The following is a 13,489-nucleotide window of genomic DNA, read 5'->3' as shown; positions in this document are numbered from 1 at the left end:
CGCCATGACATTCAGCAGAGACGACTCGGCGGGCTATCTCGCCAACCATCTGGCGCGACTCTTCGCACGCGAGCTGCAGGCGCGGATCAAGCCGCTCGGTCTGAGCATCGGCACCTTTCCCGCGCTGTTGGTGCTGTGGGAGGGCGACGGGCTGACCCAGCGCGAGCTGATCGCCGCGCTCGACATCGAGCAGCCGACCATGGCCAACACCCTGGCGCGGATGGAGCGCGACGGGCTGATCCAGCGCCGGCGCGACCCGCACGACGGACGCGCCCAGCGCATCTGGCTGACCGAGACCGCCCGCGCCCTGGAGGGACCGGCGACGGCGGCGGCCACGGCGGTCAACGCCCACGCCCTCGCCGCGCTCTCGGCGACCGAGCGCGCGACCTTCGTCGCGCTGATGCGCAAGGTCGTCGCCGGGTTGCAGCCCGACGACGGGGCCGTCTGAGCCCTCCGCACGGCGGTGTTGGGTTGCCGGGTACGGCCGCCCAACCGACGGCATGACGACATCGGGAGGTCTCAGTCGCGCTCGGCCTCCAGCGCGCCGAGCCAGCCGAGGTCGTCGAGGATGGCGTAGAGCGCGGGCACCAGCAGCAGCGCGGCGAGCGTTGCGGTGGTCAGCCCGAAGGCCAGGCTGGTGGCCAGCGGGATGAGGATCTGCGCCTGCAGACTCTTCTCCAGCAGCAGCGGGGTGAGCCCGGCGATGGTGGTGACCGAGGTCAGCAGGATCGGGCGAAAGCGTGCCCGCGCCGCCTCGGCGGCGGCCTCGACCACCGCCGCGCCGCGCGCCCGCGCGGCGCGGATGAACACCACCAGCAGGATGGAGTCGTTGACCACCACGCCGAACAGCGAGGCCATGCCGATCATGCTCGGCATCGCCAGATCGATGCCGAGCGCGAGATGGCCGAACACCACCCCGACCAGCGCCATCGGGATCACCACCATCACCGTCAGCGGCGCCAGATAGCCGCGGAACTGCAGCGCCAGCAGCATGTAGACGCCGATCAGCCCGAGTGCCACGTTGCCGACGATCGACTGCCCGGTGAGCCGCGACTCGCGGATCTCGCCGTGGAAGGCCACCTGGATCTCGGGGTAACGCGCGCGCAACCCGGGCACGAACTCGGACTGAGCCAGGGTGAGCAACTCGCGGGCATTGACCCGATCGCGGTCGACCTCGCCCTGGATGGTCACCGCGCGACGCCCGTCGATGCGGTGGATACGCGCCCAGCCGCGCACCGTCTCGACCTCGGCGACCAGCGACAACGGCACCAAGGCGCCCTCGGCGCCGATCACGCGGAAGTCGTCGAGATCATCGAGCCCCATGCGATCGGCCGCCACCACCCGCAGGTTGACCTCGTAGCGCTCGCGCCCGACCTGGAACTCGTCGATCTCCACCCCCTGGAAGGCCGCGCGCACCTGCTCGGCCACCGCCCGCGCGTCGAGCCCGAGGACATCGGCGCCGGGCTTGAGCCGCAGCCGCAGCTCACGCTTGCCGGGACGCAGGTCGTCGCCGAGGTCGAGCACCCCGGCATGGCCCAGCAACCAGCCCTGGAACTCGGTCGAGGCCGCACGCAGCCGTTCGAGATCGGCGCCGAGCAGACGGATGTCGATCGCCCGACCCGCCGGGCCGATCGCCGGTTCGGTGTATTTGATGTTGATGACGTCGGCCAGCGGCCCGGTCTCCTCGCGCCAGGCCGCGAGCAGCTCGTCGAGGGGGAAGGCGCGCCGCTCGGCCTCGAGCAGGTCGACCACCACCCGGGCGACATGGGCGCCGCCCTCGTAGGCATCGGGGTTCTGGCCGAAGCGCACGGCGACGTGTCGCACCAGCGGCCCAGCGTCGGGTTGTCCGGCCATGACCCGCGCGGCGGCACGCCCGAGCGCGGCCTCGAGTTCACTCACCACGGTCTCGGTGCGCGCCAGCGGTGTGCCCTGCGGCAACAGCACCCGGGCCTCGATGACATCGCCGTCGAGCTCGGGGAAGCCGACGAACTTGAGCCGTCCGCCGGCGATCATCGCCACCGAGACCAGAAGCAACAACAGCGCCAGCCCGAGGGTGAGATAGCGCCAGGCCAGGGCACGATCGACCAGCGGGCCGAAGACCCCGTCGCGCAGCCACGCGAAGCCGCGCTCGACACCCCGGCGCAACCGCGCGGGCGGACGACCGCGCTCGCGCGCCAGGGCGTGGTTGAGATGATGGGGCAGGATCCAGAACGCCTCGATCAGGCTCACCGAGATCACCAGCAACAACACCACCGGCATGATCCGCAGGATCTGCCCGAGATCCCCGCCGATGAACACCAGCGAGCCGAACACCAGGGTGGTGGTGGCGAAGGAGGCGAGCACCCCGGGCAGCACCTCGCGCGCACCCGCGATGGCCGCCTCGGCGGGGGCGGCGCCGCGCGCCAGCCGGGCGGCGATGTTCTCGGCGATGACGATGGCGTCATCCATCAGCAGGCCGATGCCGATCAGCAGCCCGACCATCGAGATCATGTTGACGGTGATGCCGAACAGCGGCATCAGCACGAAGGCGCCGAGGAAGGAGACCGGCAACCCCATGGTCACCCAGAAGCTGTAGCGGATGCCGAAGAACAGCCACAGCACCAGGAACACCAGCGCCAACCCCTGGAGACCGTTGCGCACCAGCATCTCCAACCGGTCGCCGACCATCGAGGCGACGTCCTGGGTGAGCGTGAGCGCGATCCCGGCGGGGGCGCGCTCACGCTCGGCGGCGACGAAGGCGCGCACCGTCTCGTAGATGTCGAGCACGTCCTGGTCGCGGGTCTTGCTCACCACCAGCAGTGCGGCGCGGCGTCCGTCGAAGCGCACCTGGTCCTCGGGGCGGTCGAAGCGGTCGGTGATGGTGGCGATCTCGCCGAGACGGATCTGCGCCCCGCTCGCACCCGAGACCACCACCAGATCGGCGAAATCGGCGGCGCGCTTGCGCTGATCGTCGAAGCGCAGCAGCAGATCCTCGTCCGGTCCCTCGATCCAGCCGAGCGGGGTGCCGACGCTGTGACGGGCGACGACCTCGGCGACCTCGGCGGCGGACAGACCGTACTGGCGCAACCGCCAGGAGGGGATCTCGAGACGGATGTGATGATCGGAGAAGCCCTGGATGTCGATCTGGGCGATCGCGGTCTCGGCCAGCATCCGCGCCTCGAGGTCCTCGGCATAGGCCTTGAGCGCGACCGGATCATCGGGACCGGTGACCGCCACCGCGATCACCGGATCGGTGCGGCCGAGCTCGCGCACCACCGGGCGCTCGGTCTCGTCGGGAAAGTCGTCGATGGCCTCGACCTCGGCGTTGACGTCGTCGAGAAAGCGCATCATCTCCGCGCCCTCGCGCATCACCGCGACCGCCACGCCCTGCCCCTCGACGGCTTCGCAGCGCAGCTCGTCGAGGTCGTTGACCGCCTCGAGCGCGTCCTCGATGCGCCGGCAGACGGCGTCCTCGACCTCGCCCGGGGTGGCGCCGCGATAGACCACCCGTACCTCGACCTCGTCATTGGCGACCTCGGGCAGGGTCTCGCGCTGCAGCCCCGGCAGGCTGGTCAGACCGAGGATCATGATCGCGGCCATCAGCAGGTTGGCCGCGGTCTGGTGACGGGCGAACCAGGCGATCATGGTTGCACCGCCTGGGCGCGCAGCATCCGTGTCAGACGCTCATCGGGCTCGACGGCCAGACGCATGCCCTCGACCACCGGCACCAGGTCGGAGACCACCACCCGCGCCCCCGGCTCCAGCCCCGCAGCGATCACGCACAGCTCGCCCTGGGTGTAGCGCACCTCGACCGGGCGACGGCGCAGCCGGTCCTCGGCGTCGGCCACCAACACCGCGCCGTCGCGTACCGCCAGACGCGGCACCACCAGCTGCTCGCCGGCCGGACGCGCGCGCAGCACCACCTCGACGAACATGTTCTTCGACAGCGGCGGGCGATAGCCGGGACGGATCTTGTCGAAGGGACGATCGACCGCGACCACCACGCCCATGGTGCGGGTGCGCGGGTCGACGGTATCGTCGAAACGCACGAACTCGGCCGCCCACTCGGCGACATGGTTGCCGAGATCGAGCCGCACGCGGGCCTCGACCCCGGTGACCGAGGCGACCAACTCGCCGAGCCGGGTGACATCGACCTCGACTGCGGGTCGATCGAGGAACAACCGCCGCAGCGACGCCAGCGGCACCTGCGCCTCGATCTCCATGCGTTCGACGGTATCCCCGACGAACAACCGCTGACCGACGCCGACGTACTGCTCGGCCTCGACCGCGAGATCGGCCACCCGCAGCTCGAAGGGGGCGGTGATGCGGGTGTGGGCGAGATCGCGCTCGGCGCGCCGTGCCTTGGCCTCGAGCAGGGCCTGGCGGGCGGGGATCAGCGCCAGGGTGTTGTCGAGCCGCCGCACCTCGGCGCGACTGGCGAGCAGCGCCCGCTCCGAATCATCGACCACGCTCTGCGAGGTGGTGCCCTGGCCGATCAGCCGCTGGTTGCGCGCCAGCGCCGCCTCGGCCAGCTCGAGGTTGCGCCGCTCGATCACCAGCAGCGCCTCGGTGTTGCCGCGCTGCACCTCCAGATCGGCGAGTTCGGCACGCGCCTGCGCCAGTAACAGCTCGTAGTCGACCGGGTCGATGCGCAGCAGCTCGCTGCCGGCGGCGTGGATCTCGCCCTCGCGCAACCTCGGGTGGACCCACACCACCCGCCCGGCGACCTGACTCACCGCCGCCCACACCCGCTCGGGCTGCACCGAGCCATAGCCCGCGGCGGTCGGCGCGAGCGCCACCAGAGTGGCCTCGACCACCCGCACCGCGCGCACCGGCTCGACCGGCTCGGTGAGCGCAGGCGGCTCGCGCCCGCGCACCATCAGCACCAGGATCAGCACCCCCAGCATGATCGGGGGGAACAACAGCAGGCGACGCCAGCGCGGCGTGGGACTCGGGTTCATCGTTGCGCTCCCTCGCCGGGGGTGGCGAGGGCGCTCTCGGCGAGCGCGGCGACCACCCGGCGGATGTGGACGAGATCGCCCTCGTCGAAGCCCTCGCGATCCATGTAACGCAGCAGTGCGGTGCGACCGGCGCGGAAGATCACCGCCTGACCGATCAGCGCATGGGCGATCACCCGGATCTCGTCGTCGTCGGCCGGGCGATTGCGGGCGCGACCGATCAACTCACCGAGGACGTGGTGGACGGGACCGAACAGGGTCTCGTAGAGGATCTCGAAGGCCTCGGTCGGTCGCCCCTGCTCGCGGATGATCAGCCCCGGCACGTGACGCCCGAACTCGTCGCCGAGCAGACGCGAGGCCAGGCGCCCGATCAGGTCGCCGACCAGCCGTCGACACTCCTCGGGACTGGCGTCGGCATAGGTGCTGCGGATCCACGACAGGTCCTCGTGCAGCAGCGCGCGCATGCGCTCGCCGAGCAGCCGCGCGGTGGCCAGATAGAGCCCGTGCTTGCCGCCGAAGTGATAGGAGATGGCGGCGAGGTTGACCCCGGCGGCGGTGGCCAGCTCGCGGGTGCTGACCGCATCGTAGTCACGCTGGCCGAAGGCCTCGAGCGCGGCCGCGAGCAGACGCTCGCGGGTCTCCTGGGTAGAGGGTCTGGTGGTCATCTCAAGGGACTCGCTGATCGGAACACACCAGAAACATAGTTCAAACGAATGCTTAATTCAAACGATCGTTTGAAATCTATCCCCACAGAGGCACGGCCGAATCGCTGGCGGCGGTTGAGTCGGTCTCCAGGAGTTTGAACCGCAAAGCCGCAAAGGACACAAAGGCGGGAACCACCCACCACCCCCCTCAAACCCTTCGCGCTCTTCGCGCCATTGCGGTTCAATTCACTGAAGGCTGGAGACTGGAAGCTGAAGGCTGGAAGCTGACGGCTGACGGCTCGCGAAAAAACCGCCTACCCCCTCAAACGCCTTCGCGTCCTTCGCGTCCTTCGCGTCCTTCGCGCCATCGCGGCTCAATTCTCTGGAGGCTGCAAGCTGACGACTGACGACTCGCAAAAAAAACCGCCCACCCATCAAACCCTCCGCGTCCTTCGCGGCTTTGCGGTTCAATTCTCTGGAGGCTGGAGGCTGGAGGCTGGCAACTGAACGACCCGGGCGCCGGATTGCCCGGCGCCCGACTGGCATGGACGGTCTAGAACTTGAACCGCCCGACACGCTCCTGTTGCTCGGCCGCGAGCTGTGCCAGCTCACTCGCAGCATGGTTGATCTGGGTCGAACCGGCAGCGATGCCCTCGACCGCCTGGGTGGTGTTGATCAGGTTGCGATCGACCTCCTGGGAGACGGCCGACTGCTCCTCGGCAGCGCTGGCGATCTGGGTGTTCATGTCCTTGATCGCACTCACCGCCTGGGTGATCTGATCGAGCGAGTTACCCGCCTCGGCGGCCATGCCGACGCTCTCCCGCGCCTGGCTGCGACCCTGCTCCATCACCGTCACCGCCTGCCCGGCGCCGGACTGCAAGCGCTCGATCATCTGCTGGATCTCGGTGGTCGAGGCCTGGGTGCGGCTGGCCAGGGTGCGGACCTCGTCGGCGACCACCGCGAAGCCGCGGCCCTGCTCGCCGGCTCGCGCCGCCTCGATCGCGGCGTTGAGCGCGAGCAGATTGGTCTGCTCGGCGATGCCGCGGATGACGTCGAGTACCTTGCCGATCTCCTCGGAGTCGGCCGAGAGGCGACCGATCACCCCGGTGGCCTCCTCGACCTGTTGCGACAGCGCCTCGATCGAGCCGATCGCGCGAGCGACCACCTCGCGACCGGCGCCCGCATCCTGGTCGGCCTGACGCGTCGCCTCGGCCGCCTCGGTTGCATGGCGTGCGACCTCGGCGACGGTGGCGGTCATCTCGTTCATCGCGGTGGCGACCTGATCGAGCTCGGCCTGCTGACGGCGGACCTGTTCGTCGGTCTGCTCGCTGGTGGCCGAAAGCTCCTCGGCGGCGGCGGCCAGCCGCTCCCCTCCCCCGGCGACCTGAGAGACCAGCTCGCGAACCTTCCCCTGGAACAGGTTGAAGGCGGTCGCCAGTTCGGCCAGTTCGTCCTTGCCGTGGACCTCGATCTGGCGGGTGAGGTCGCCCTCGCCCTCGGCGATGTCGCGCATCGTCTCCGAGACACCATGGATACGGTTGACGATGACCCGCGCCACCAACAGCATCACCCCGACGCCGACGACGATGCACAGCACCGCCACGCCGAGCATCACCGTCGCGGCCCGCTTGGCGCTGGCCTCGGCCTGATCGGCCGCGGCGGTGACCACATCCATGGGCACGGCCACGCCGACCGACCAGGGGCGCTCGTTCTCGCCGAGCCGGATCGGCACGAAGGCCAGCAGCTCACCGTCCACCTCGCTCACCGTGGTCTTGCCGGCCTGGATGTCGTCGATGATCCGCCCCGACTCGGGGTGCAGCTCGGAGAAGGGCTTGCCGACCAGATCCGGTCGCCGGCTGGAAGCAACCAGCGTCCCCTCATAGGAGACCAGGGCGATCTTGCCCCTGCCCTCATAGAGGGTCGAGGCAGTCTCCTCGACCAGACGCTGCAGGTGCGGCAGCGCGATATCGACGCTGACCACGCCACGGAAGCGATCGTTGCTGGTGATCGGCACCACCACCGAGGTGATCAGCTGCTCACGTCCCTGTATCTCGTAGAGATAGGGATCGATCACCTGCTCCTTGCCGGTGCGCTTGGGGATCAGGTAATAGTCACCCGACCCGGCCACGTCATAATCACGTGACGCCTCGAGCACCAGCTCGCCATTGCCGCCACGGCTCCAGTAGGGGATGAAGCGACCACTGGCGTCGGTCCCCGGGGTGTTGGCGAATTCGGCATCCATGCCGTCGAAGGCGTTCGGCTCCCAGACGGTGTAGAGACCGGCGAAACCGGGGTTGTTCTGCAACACCGAGCGCAGCATCTGGTTGATGTCGTCGCGGCTGTAGAAGGACATGTCGTCGGACCAGAGCCCGGAGGCGAGCACCCAGCCCCATTCGGGCACCAGGCGACCATAGGACAACTTGGGCGTGGTGCCACTGTCGCCCGGTCGGCTCCAGTTGTAATGGATGTAGCCACCGCCCTCGGCGCGGGCCCGATCGCCGAGCGCGACGAACAGGTTTTCGTTTCGCCCCATCGCGGTGTTGTAACGCGGATCGTTCAGTACCTGCCCCTCGAGCTGGGGCTGATAGGGGTGCATGAGCATGCGCGGATAGGGCGTTCCCAGATCCTGGATCCACAGATAGTTGTCACCATCGAAACGCATGCTGCGCACCAGCTCGATGGCGCGATCCTGGGCCTCGGTCAGCGGCATCTCGCCACGCTCGGCCGCAGCGACCAGGGGGGCGATCGCCGAGGCGGCCAACTCCGAGACGACCTCCATGCGCTTGTAGCGCGCACGCAGTCGCGTCCAGTCCGAGGCACTCAGTGCCTCGCCGTCCTTGTGCGCGGCCGAGGCGAAGGCCTGGGCGAGGCTGCGCACCACACCGAAGGCACGATCGGCATCGCCCTTGATGACCGCGGCCTGCTCGCGCGCGGCGTTGACGATGAAGGCACGACCGTTCTCCAGCGCCTCCGCGCGCTGCCGGTCGGCCATCTGTGCCATCTGGTTGAGGGCATAGGCGGTAATCACGCCGCCGAGCACGATCAGCGTCAACCCCGACCACAGGGCGATCTTGAAGCCAATCGAATGTCGATTGAGTAGCGTCACACTAATATCTCCTCACTTCACTGTCGGACGCTCGCGCCGGCGTTGACACGTCCCCCCGGACCGCTCGTCGCATCCAGCGCGAACCCGGGCAAGAGATCAGCCTTTAACGCGCCAGTCCATGTCGAGTGACAGACAGTGTGTGTCAGATCAAGCTTTTTGATGAAAGCGACTCAAGTCCGTCATGCGAATCGCGACCGCTGGCGGGATGCCGATCAGCAAGCCCGATGGCACGATATCATCAATTCTCGCGCGCGCGCGCGAAGTTCAGAGCGTCGGGTAATTGTGTACCCGCAGGCAGTGTTGGCATCAATTCTCTCGCGCGCGCGAAGTTTAGAACTCGACTTGATCTTCGCGGATCTCAATGAATCGCGATCAATATCTCTCGCGCGCGTGCGAAGTTTAGAGCAGCCACCGCCAGGGCCGGCGACCGGCATGATGAGCACGCAGCCGCCGCAGGCCACGCCACCGCGACGATGCACGCGTACAGCATCAACGCATCATCGGCTGCCTTGGCGAGCCATCAAGCCGTCCCCATCCACTGCTCCAGACAGGCCCGCCAATGCCCCGCCAGGATCTCACCATGCGCCACACCCTCCCGCCCTCTCTCGCCCGACACGGGCTCATCGCACGCCTCATGCATGCGACAGCGCTGATGCTGCTGTGCGGCGCGGCCGCCCTGGCGCAACCGGCCAGGGCGGCGACCGAGACACCGCAACTCAACGTGATCTGCGACCTCTGGGCGCCCTACCAGATGGTCGTCGACGGCAGACTCGACGGCTTCAGCACCCAAGTGGTGCGCCGCATCTTCGAGCGGCTCGATGTGGCCGTCCGCGAGACCCGGGTCTACCCCTGGAAGCGCGCCATCATCATGCTCGAACGCGGTGCCGCCGATGCGCTCTTCTCGGCCAACTACACCGACGCACGCAGCGAGTTCGCCCTCTATCCCGAACAACCGCTGGTGGAAACCCCCTGGGAACTCTGGACCTCCCGCGAGCTGGCGGCGACCTACCACGGACTCGACGACCTGCGCGGCCACCGCGTCGGCGTGGTCCGCGGCTACAGCTATACGCCGGAGTTCTGGGCGTTCGTCGAGCGCCATCAGGTCTATGAGGCGGCCGAGAGCGACGAGCAGAACTTTCGCAAGCTCCAGGCCGGTCGGCTCGACTTCGTGATCGCCGAACACGGCAATGCCCACCACATCATCGAGCGGATGGGGATGCTCGATAGCATCGTTCCGATCACCGCTCACCCGATCAAGAGCGACGGCATCTACATCATCTTCAGCAAGGCGCGTGTCTCCCCCGAGCTGGTCGAGCGCTTCTCCGTCGAACTCGCCCGCTTCAAGCAGGAGCCCGAGTATCAGCAACTCCTGCGGGACTATCTCGGCGAGGGCCAGACACACTGAGCGGCGCAACCAGGGGTTGACATCCAGTACGCGAGAGACTAGCGTTATCGCAAACGATAACGATTGTCATTTGTAAGATTCACCAACGCGAGACTGGAGACCGAGCGCCGTGACCATGCCATCCGTTCCCTCGACAGACAGCCACCGCCAGGCCCCCCTTTGCCGCAAGGGCCCGCCGCAGATGCGCAGCATCGACAGCCACACCCTGCTCGGCGGTCAGCACCTGCTGCTCATCGATCACGCCGGTGAGCGCTACTTTCTCAGGATGACCCGCAACAACAAGCTGATCCTGACCAAATAGTCCCAGCCGACGCGGCGCCGGGTCTGGCCCCTCACTGCCAGTCCCGCTCGCCGCGCGGCCCTGCCGACCGGACCAGGAACACACAGACCCCGACATGGACATCGCCACACCAGAACCCGCGCCCTCCGGGGCGGCAACGCCACCCTGGACATCCCCGCCAGCCCTGACCCAAGGGCATCGCTGCGCCGCACGGATGCGGCACCCTGTCGACACCTCTCCAGCGGCACGCGAACACCCTCGCCCCGCCGCAGCCGAGAGCGTGTCTCCGATGACGACCTCAGAGGTACAGGATATGCAGGAGATCACCGACCAGCTCACCGCCCAGGACCTCCACCGGCTCGCGCCCGGCGAGTTGGAATCACGGCTGCGCGAACTCATCCGCCGCTATGCGCACGAGGGCTCGACGCGCCATGCCCGGGCCGTGATCCAGCACATCGAGGCGCTCTATCTGCACCCCGCCGGCAGCCGCGACCCCGACCAGCAGTGCCACCTGCGCCGCTTCGCCCGACACTGGCGCTGGCTGGCCGAGCAGCGCGCCGGCACCCTGGCGCATAGCCATTGAAGGATTGCCACCGACGCCCTAGATCACCGGGCACGGAACCAGGCCGCGCCAGCCCGATACCGGCCAGCAGCGCCTCCCTGGCCAGCGCAGCTCGGCCCTCGCCCGCGCGCGGGGACTCGGCCCTCGCCCGCGCGCGGGGAGCGGCCACCGCCTCAAGCCTGATCGACAGGAGCCGCAGATGCACGCCAACGCCAACCTCGCCACCGTCACCCCACTGCACCCTGCCACGCCATCGCCACCGCACCGCCGGCGCTGGGCCGAGCTGCTGTGGGACCTCGGCTGTCTCGATCAGGTGTGGATCGAGACCGAGCTACCGGGCATACAGCTCACCCAGCAGGCGCTGTTGCAGGGTATTCGGATCCGCGATCACTACGCCTGGCTGGAGGGGCGCGGCTTCGCGCTACACGGCTTCCTCGCCCACTGGCAGCGGCTGCAGGGCCAGCCACGCGGCCTGCGCATCGAGGACGCCGGCGGCGCCAAGCTGCTCGGCATCTCGTTCGCGCGCGACGCCAGCGACTTCGCCCTGCGCACGCTCATCCATACACATCAAGACGACGACCGTCGTGTTCCTCCTGGCCAGGGCCGTCACCAGCCAGCCCCGTCCACCTGGCAAGGGCCGACCGACCCCGACACCAGACACGACCTGGCCGAGGTCTGCGGCTGGCTCAGGCTCCATCCGCCCCGGCTGCGCGATCACGGCCGGCTCACCCTGGTCGATCACGAGCTGGTCGGGTGTCTGTTCGAGGCCCTCGCCGACCAGGGCCGCGCACTGCACGTGCTCACCGGCACCCGCGGCGTCGCCCAGCGCTTCAGCGGGGTCTTCCACACCCATCACCGCCGCGCCGGGCCCTGGCTGCAGCTCATCGGCGACGGCGCGCGACTGCGTCTCGACACCGGGGCGATCGACAGCGCCTGGGTGTTCCAGCGCGCCGACACCTCCAGGCGCCAGCTGCGTCTCTACGACGACGGCGGACGCGCGCTCGCCCTCGTCGAGGACCAGCCATCGCTCGACGGCAGCGAGGACCCGATCTGGCGCACCCTGATCAACGCGCTCTCGGACTGACCGAAAAACACGCAACGTGCTAGCCTGTTGGCGCGCCATCCGCCGGCAACAGGAGTACGCCACCATGTCGACGCCGATCCGTCTCGAGGCACTGCGCGAGGAATACACCCGGCTTTTCAACAGCTGCACGACCGCCCCCGATCGTACCGGCGCCGTCGAGCGACTGGCCGCACGGATCCTCGCCCAGCAGGAGCGCTATCGCGCGCTCGGTGCCATCGCCGCGGTCCCCTGGCCGGTGATCGCCGTCATCCACGCGCTCGAGTCCGGGCTGCGCTTCGACCGCCATCTGCACAACGGCGACCCGCTGCACGCCCGCACCCGTCGCGTCCCCGCCGGTCGACCACCGGGCGAGCCGCCGTTCAGCTGGGAGCGCTCGGCGCTCGACGCGTTGCACCTGAGCGGGCTTGCCGGCTGGCACGACTGGGGATTGGCCGGCACCCTGTTCCGGCTTGAGGCCTACAACGGCTGGGGCTATCGCAAGTACCACCCCGAGGTGCGATCGCCCTATCTGTGGTCCTTCTCGGGGCACTACCGCAAGGGCAAGTATGCCGCCGACGGCCGCTTCGACCCCGAGCTGGTCTCGCGCCAGTGCGGCGCGGCGACCCTCCTCAAGGCGCTCGAGACGCACGGCGTCGAGGTCTTCGACGAGCCGGCGACGGCGGAGACGACCGGCGCGCCCGCCACACTCGACTACCCCGGGGTGATGCTGCGCCAGGGCGTGCGCGACAGCGCGCTGGTGCGCCGGGTACAGAGACGACTCAACGCCCTCGGCTGCGCCGCCCCGGCGCTGGTGATCGATGGCGATTTCGGCAGCAAGACCGAGGCGGCGTTGCGACTGTTCCAGGCACGCAGCGAGGACCCGCGCGGCGAGCCGCTGGTGGTCGACGGCATCCTCGGGCCGCTGACCTGGGCGGCGCTGTTCGGCGCCGAGCCGCCCCGCAGGCGCGCCGCCGACAGGCTGCTGACCCAGGTGCTGGAGATCGCCCGCGGCGAGATCGGGGTGCGCGAGGAACCACCGGGGTCGAACCGCGGCCCCCGGGTCGAGGCCTATCTCGCCAGCACCGGGCTCGACGGCGGCCACCCCTGGTGCGCGGCCTTCGTCCACTGGTGCTTCGCCGAGGCCGCGCGCGGCCTCGGCATCGACAACCCCTGCATCAACACCGCCGGGGTGCTCGATCACTGGAACCGGGCCGGGCACGAGGGGGTGCGCCGCATCACCCAGGCCGAGGCGAGCGCCGACCCGACGCGGGTCCAGCCCGGCGCGATCTTCGTGATTGACACCGGCGACCCCGGCGGCGCCGGTCACACCGGGCTGGTCGAGCGCATCGAGGGGGCGCGGCTGGTGACCATCGAGGGCAACACCAATGTCGCCGGCGGGCGCGAGGGGATCGGCGTGCTGCGCCGACACGGCCGCAAGATCAACAGCATCAACAAGGGCTTCATCGACTACGCCAGCAACGGCTGAGCGCGC

The 13,489-nt window shown here is 69.0% G+C and carries 10 protein-coding genes; 6 read left to right on the top strand and 4 right to left on the bottom strand.

What is annotated here, in order from left to right:
• Positions 1-4 precede the first annotated feature (4 nt).
• Complete coding sequence (locus tag EDC29_RS04715) at positions 5-448, top strand: MarR family winged helix-turn-helix transcriptional regulator (protein ID WP_123140842.1); 444 nt, start codon at positions 5-7, stop codon at positions 446-448.
• A 71-nt stretch (positions 449-519) separates the two neighbouring features.
• Here EDC29_RS04715 and EDC29_RS04710 read toward each other — a convergent pair whose 3' ends face one another.
• The 4 genes from EDC29_RS04710 to EDC29_RS04695 form a co-directional block, all read right to left on the bottom strand.
• Positions 520-3,624 (bottom strand): efflux RND transporter permease subunit, encoded by a 3,105-nt coding sequence (locus tag EDC29_RS04710; RefSeq protein WP_132228768.1) that lies wholly within the window; start codon positions 3,622-3,624, stop codon positions 520-522.
• Positions 3,621-4,940: an efflux RND transporter periplasmic adaptor subunit gene (locus tag EDC29_RS04705; protein ID WP_132228766.1), complete on the bottom strand. Its 1,320-nt coding sequence runs from the start codon at positions 4,938-4,940 to the stop codon at positions 3,621-3,623. Before EDC29_RS04705 ends, EDC29_RS04710 begins: the two co-directional genes overlap by 4 nt.
• Entirely contained in the window at positions 4,937-5,602 is a 666-nt protein-coding gene (locus EDC29_RS04700; RefSeq protein ID WP_123140839.1) for a CerR family C-terminal domain-containing protein, read from the bottom strand. Before EDC29_RS04700 ends, EDC29_RS04705 begins: the two co-directional genes overlap by 4 nt.
• Positions 5,603-6,134: 532 nt before the next feature.
• Positions 6,135-8,687, bottom strand: a complete 2,553-nt coding sequence (locus EDC29_RS04695; RefSeq protein WP_123143016.1) for a methyl-accepting chemotaxis protein — start codon at positions 8,685-8,687, stop codon at positions 6,135-6,137.
• A 580-nt stretch (positions 8,688-9,267) separates the two neighbouring features.
• Here EDC29_RS04695 and EDC29_RS04690 point away from each other — a divergent pair.
• The 5 genes from EDC29_RS04690 to EDC29_RS04670 all read left to right on the top strand — a co-directional run bounded on the left by EDC29_RS04690 (position 9,268) and on the right by EDC29_RS04670 (position 13,483).
• Positions 9,268-10,092, top strand: a complete 825-nt coding sequence (locus EDC29_RS04690; RefSeq protein ID WP_165913434.1) for a substrate-binding periplasmic protein — start codon at positions 9,268-9,270, stop codon at positions 10,090-10,092.
• 181 nt (positions 10,093-10,273) lie between these two features.
• Positions 10,274-10,393, top strand: coding sequence for a hemin uptake protein HemP (gene hemP / locus EDC29_RS17435; protein WP_223806130.1), 120 nt, complete (start codon positions 10,274-10,276; stop codon positions 10,391-10,393).
• Positions 10,394-10,661: 268 nt separating this feature from the next.
• Positions 10,662-10,955 (top strand): ATP dependent RNA helicase, encoded by a 294-nt coding sequence (locus tag EDC29_RS04680; protein WP_242465918.1) that lies wholly within the window; start codon positions 10,662-10,664, stop codon positions 10,953-10,955.
• A gap of 178 nt (positions 10,956-11,133) precedes the next feature.
• Positions 11,134-12,018: a hypothetical protein gene (locus EDC29_RS04675; RefSeq protein WP_132228764.1), complete on the top strand. Its 885-nt coding sequence runs from the start codon at positions 11,134-11,136 to the stop codon at positions 12,016-12,018.
• A gap of 64 nt (positions 12,019-12,082) precedes the next feature.
• A complete protein-coding gene (locus EDC29_RS04670; RefSeq protein ID WP_132228762.1) occupies positions 12,083-13,483 on the top strand; it encodes a peptidoglycan-binding protein in 1,401 nt (466 codons plus the stop codon).
• Positions 13,484-13,489: the final 6 nt, after the last annotated feature.

Source organism: Marichromatium gracile, from assembly GCF_004343155.1.
Taxonomy (GTDB): domain Bacteria; phylum Pseudomonadota; class Gammaproteobacteria; order Chromatiales; family Chromatiaceae; genus Marichromatium; species Marichromatium gracile.
The sequence above is the reverse complement of the archived record's forward strand: the minus strand, read 5'-3'. Positions and strand labels throughout refer to the sequence as shown.

Bases quoted from the DNA above. Each gene is read 5' to 3' on its own strand.
- EDC29_RS04675 (WP_132228764.1), top strand. From the start codon at position 11,134: ATGCACGCCAACGCCAACCTCGCCACCGTCACCCCACTGCACCCTGCC.
- EDC29_RS04710 (WP_132228768.1), bottom strand. From the start codon at position 3,624: ATGATCGCCTGGTTCGCCCGTCACCAGACCGCGGCCAACCTGCTGATG.
- EDC29_RS04690 (WP_165913434.1), top strand. From the start codon at position 9,268: ATGCGCCACACCCTCCCGCCCTCTCTCGCCCGACACGGGCTCATCGCA.
- EDC29_RS04700 (WP_123140839.1), bottom strand. From the start codon at position 5,602: ATGACCACCAGACCCTCTACCCAGGAGACCCGCGAGCGTCTGCTCGCG.
- EDC29_RS04680 (WP_242465918.1), top strand. From the start codon at position 10,662: ATGACGACCTCAGAGGTACAGGATATGCAGGAGATCACCGACCAGCTC.
- EDC29_RS04705 (WP_132228766.1), bottom strand. From the start codon at position 4,940: ATGAACCCGAGTCCCACGCCGCGCTGGCGTCGCCTGCTGTTGTTCCCC.
- EDC29_RS04715 (WP_123140842.1), top strand. From the start codon at position 5: ATGACATTCAGCAGAGACGACTCGGCGGGCTATCTCGCCAACCATCTG.
- hemP (WP_223806130.1), top strand. From the start codon at position 10,274: ATGCGCAGCATCGACAGCCACACCCTGCTCGGCGGTCAGCACCTGCTG.
- EDC29_RS04670 (WP_132228762.1), top strand. From the start codon at position 12,083: ATGTCGACGCCGATCCGTCTCGAGGCACTGCGCGAGGAATACACCCGG.